Origin of the sequence: Piscirickettsia salmonis LF-89 = ATCC VR-1361 (assembly GCF_000297215.2) — a bacterium.
Classification (GTDB): domain Bacteria; phylum Pseudomonadota; class Gammaproteobacteria; order Piscirickettsiales; family Piscirickettsiaceae; genus Piscirickettsia; species Piscirickettsia salmonis.
The window spans coordinates 1-2,484 of record NZ_AMFF02000172.1 but is presented as its reverse complement, the minus strand read 5'-3'; the positions used below and the strand labels follow the sequence as shown (position 1 = coordinate 2,484).

Genomic DNA, 2,484 nt, shown 5'->3' with positions numbered 1-2,484 from the left:
TTAAAAAAACATCAATAACATATTCATAAAAACCAACCACCTCTAAAAAACATAAATAAATATATTTAATGCAAAGTTACTTTAAATAAACTTAAATTTACTAAAATTTTATAATTACTATTATTTTTATAATTATATAATTAATTTTTTTCATCTATAAATAGATATAAATATTTTTATGTCTTTACGAGTAAAATGCACACTAACTAAACATAGCCTGTTAAAAATAACTAGCCATTTTAACTCAATTAAATTTTATGATAGCTCTTACTTTTCACTAAACTATCGAATTGCTAATTGGAATGAAAAAAGTTAGCAATAATTACTTGGCACGGACTCTAAATATTAGATTCAAATCAATGTAACAGAAGTAAAAGGTTAAGTACTATGAGTTTTGAACAAGCACGCAGAGCACTTCAAAGTGCAGGGATTGATTTTACAGATGATTTAGCTTTACTTAGGGGTAATGACAAGTTACAACAGGCAATTATTGCTCTGAGCAATGCAGGCATTGACCTTTCTGCACCAATCATAGAGCGCGAGTTTGGTTTTCCCAACGCTTTCACAGCACTTAGAAGAAACTCTATCCTAATCGAGGTAGTCCTCGCCCTTGAAAAAGTAGGCTGTTTAAATAAAAACTCTTGGCTAGGCATCAAACTCAAAGACAGCTTGCAGCGTGAAATACTTCAGGTTATTGGTCAAGAACCAAAACCACTACCACATGGATCAATAACTTTTACAGACATAGAAGCGTTAGCTAATGCAGGAATATATAACCGCCCAGGCCATGAGGACCCCTTATATACAATCGACAACAATCCAGAACTAAGGCAGACATGCGATATTCTTCGTCGTGACTACTGCCTCTCTCGTACGGCTTTTTGGAATTTTCTAGTTCCAGGAAACCAAGATTTTATCACTGCAATCCATCTCCTTCATGACACACAGTCACTTGACTCCTCTACGCTCCGCGACATCCGAAATCCGAAATTCCGACATTTAATTACCACTCTTCACCGGATGGGAGCACTTTCTCTAGAATCACTAGAATCCATCCGAAGCGAAGGACAAAAAGCCAAACGCAGAGGCAAAGGTAACCAGTTTTTTCATGCAATAAGCATTCTTGGCCATCTACATGTCAACTCTTCCTGTAACTTTCAAGAGGATGACTGGCCAAGTATTTACGGAAACGATCGTATAACTAGACAACGTCGCAAAGTCATCTGCCTTCTCCACAAAACTAAATCCGATGATAGCGCAGCCTCCCTGCTGACAGTGAAATATTGGCGACAAGTGAAAACAAAACCAATGTTTCAAACTGCAATTACCATTCTTAATTTCCATGACCTCTTATCAGACAAGACTTTATCTAAAATTGAAAATGAGCCACTCAGTAAACTTGTCACAGAGCTTCAAAATCATAGTCAATTTTCTCCTGAAATTTGGAAGGCTATTCAAAGTCACCCCAAAATACCAGAACTCTTACGTGCAATGAAAGCGACTTGGGATGCTGGTATACGACTTTCTTTTACTAAAATAATAAATCTTTGCTCACAACCTAATCCTATTGATGCTGTATCACAAATACTTCTTACTGACAGTCTAAATAAAATAGCAACAACTGCAAAAAGCTTAAAAAGAGACGCTCAATGCACTATCGCACATCATTTAATGACACGAGTTGAATCTGAGTCTGGCTCACGCCTTCTTCGCTCTCTCCACGATACAGCTCGCATAGCCTCTCGCCCAATAGGTCTTTTTCAAAGTAGATCACGATTAAAACTAGGTAGTGATAATATGCCAGAACCATTTCAAGCAGCAGAACCATCTCTTGAAGCACTACGAAAACTCTATGACGTTTCAGACCCTGTATGGAAAGATACGATCACAGGCACACCTCAGAAAGGTCAAGCAAGCCAATTCACAACTTACAATGTAATGAAAGATGCCTTAAAAACAGAAAAATCGCGATCGGACGCCAAAACCATAGATCTAAGCCAACAAGGTGCCGAAATGGCTGGAAGATAAAACACGATCAAAAATAACCCTGTAAATAACTGACAAACACAAAAAAATTAGTGCTTGTACATAAACTTAGCAAGGAAGCTAGTTATTTAACTCCCTAAATTGAGGATTTGATTTAACTCAACATAATCTATGTTTTTTTAGAGTACGTAAGCGTCGCTACCTCGGTAGGTATTTTGCACATCCAATGATGCAAAATCGCCGAGCAAAACGCGACGACTATAAACCCTCGGCTGTCCGCGTCACACAGCGTTACGTGCCTTGAATCGGCACACTCCACTACTGTGCTCTCACATGACTCTACGGTTCGTATAGATTTTTAGACACTCGTTACGCTTGCTACAGACCTAACGGCCTTTCGCAACTCCGCTCTGCTAAAAACCCGAACCTACCTCGGCCTACTCACCCCGTGCTTAGCACTCCATGGCTCGCAGCGATTGCAAAAAACGTGTTGGACCG

Annotated in this window: 1 protein-coding gene; it reads left to right on the top strand. The window is 38.7% G+C overall.

Annotated elements, in window-relative coordinates; all coding sequences use genetic code 11:
* Nucleotides 1-387: 387 nt before the first annotated feature.
* On the top strand, nt 388-2,028 hold the full coding sequence (locus C200_RS12830) for a hypothetical protein (protein ID WP_016212102.1): 1,641 nt from the start codon (nt 388-390) through the stop codon (nt 2,026-2,028).
* Nucleotides 2,029-2,484: the final 456 nt, after the last annotated feature.